1 protein-coding gene is annotated in these 2274 nt (G+C 54.7%); it reads right to left on the bottom strand.

All coding sequences use genetic code 11. The features are described from left to right. Nucleotides 1–91: 91 nt before the first annotated feature. The gene (gene ltrA, locus CLH61_RS18205) at nucleotides 92–1615 is read right to left on the bottom strand and encodes a group II intron reverse transcriptase/maturase (protein WP_099616115.1); all 1524 of its coding nucleotides are present in this window, start codon (nucleotides 1613–1615) and stop codon (nucleotides 92–94) included. Nucleotides 1616–2274: the final 659 nt, after the last annotated feature.

Here is a 2274-nt window from a genome sequence, read left to right on the forward strand (position 1 = left end):
AGTAGAGTAAGAGGCAGGGCGTAGTCGAACTATCTCCCTGCCTCTCCTCTCCGAACCGGACGTGCACCTTTCAGCGCATCCGGCTCTCCGCTTAAACGCTGGCGAAGGCCATAGCAACTTCGGGAAAGCGAGAGGTCCACGTGTTTCTGGACTCTGTCCTCAGGTAGGGATTACCCTCTGGAAGACGCCAACGGAATCGCTTTTTCCCGTGACCGACGAGTCGGTACAGGATGGCGCCACTAAATAGCCCCTGATTGGTTTTGCCATACAGCACCCAAGTCTTACTTTGACCTGAAGCCGGGGCTTTGAACCAATGACGCATCAGCGGTTTGAGCCGGGAGCGATATTTGCGGCCCAGCCAATGGGCCAGTTTCCAGAACACGACACCATCGATGTAGCTGAAGACTTTCGCTTTGTAATCGACGAACTGGTAGAACGCCGCCCAGCCTTTCAGCTTTCGGTTGATGGATTCGACCATGTCGATTTTGCTTTCACTATAATTGCCTGACAGCTTGGCGGTTAAAGATGCTGCAAAGTTACGTGCCTTATCCCGGGGGATTGTCGTCACCACCCGCATGTCGCCATAGCGGCTCCGCTTGCGGATGATGCGATGCCCCAGGAACACGAAGCCGTCATTCACATGGGTAATCTTGGTCTTATCCATGTTCAGTGTCAGCTTGAGAGTTCCTTCCAGCATCTCCCGGCATTCTTCTCTAATCGCCTCTGCCTGGGCTTTGGTGCCCTTGACGATAACCACAAAGTCATCGGCATAGCGGCAGTAGGCGACGGCTGGCTTCCATTGTCGGTTCTCTCGGATGGCTGAGCTTCGACCGATTCGGATACTGTGGTTCCAGTACCATCGATCCTTTCGGGCCTTTTTGCCGAGGTAGCGCCTATTCAGGTACTGATCGAACTCATGCAACATGATATTCGATAGCAGTGGCGATATAACACCGCCCTGAGGTACGCCCTCACTTGCTGCCCGGAAAAGACCTGCATCAATATGACCGGCTTTTATGAATCGCCAGAGAAGGTTCAGGAACCGTCGGTCCCTGATTCTGCGACGTACAGCTTTCATCAGAAGCCGGTGATGCACGGTATCAAAGTAGCTGGACAGATCCCCTTCAATGACCCAGCGTCCGCGCGTTTCCTTATTGTCCGTCAGTTGCAGTTTCACTGTACGGATCGCGTGATGAACGCTCCGCTCCGGTCGGAACCCGTAGGAGAGCGTATGGAAGTCGCTCTCCCACATGGGCTCCATCGCCATTAACATGGCCCGTTGAACGATGCGGTCGCGTAGGGTCGGGATACCCAGTGGTCGTTGCTTGCCGTTGGCCTTTGGGATATACACCCTTCGGGCCTGTAACGGCTGGTAAACATCGGAGAGTAAATCACTCCTGATCTGTTGAAGAATAGCCGGCAGCCTGTCCTGCACAGTCAGCTTGATCTCTCCGTCTATCCCGGGCGTGTTTGCCCCTTTGGAAGACAGAGTGACCCGAGCCGCTTCTGCGAGCCAGTCAGGCTGTGCTATCAGGCGCAACAACCTGTCCACCCGGCGGGTGGGGTCGGTTGTTGTCCAGGTCGCTAGCTTGCGTTGCATTTCGCTGATTATCAAAGGTCTTCACCTTGTTTGGTCAGGTAGTTTGCTTGGCAAACACGTTTAAACTGCTCCCCTTCGCCATGTAATGGGCTTTCCCCATCGCGGACTACTACGGGAGCTCCGCCAGTCAACTTGGCATCGGGGTCATGCCCCCTTGGCATCCAATATTGACCTTCCCCGGTTTACCTATCTGGACTCCAGCATGCTGAGGAGGCTGCCCATCGCACTCTTTACCCTTGCTTGCCGCAAGTTGACAGGAAGCAGCAGTCCAATCTGTGATGGATACTGCTGAACCGAAGCCCGAGCTACCAATTTGGACTTCTTCGTTTGGCAGCGCCTATGCGTCATGCTGCCCAACCTTCCCGTACGGCTTATCAGGTCACGTAAGCCGTGGTGACATTTCAACCCACAGAGGCGGATGAATGGGTTCATGTTCTTCAGCCTTTCAGCACTCAGCCTTGAGGATCATCTTGGCTTAGTGACCTCGCCTCAATCCCCGTTGTCAGCGGGTTACATCACCCTGCGGGCATACCGCAGGTCACTGCCGCTCAGGCTCACCACCCTCACAGTGGGTGGGATTGATTGGTTACTTCCTCCTGAATTACCGGTTCAATATTCCAGATAGACTCGTGGTCCATTTGAGCTTCCATGCTCGCCCTGGACTCCGGGCACAC

Source organism: Marinobacter profundi (assembly GCF_002744715.1).
In the GTDB taxonomy this organism is placed as follows: domain Bacteria; phylum Pseudomonadota; class Gammaproteobacteria; order Pseudomonadales; family Oleiphilaceae; genus Marinobacter; species Marinobacter profundi.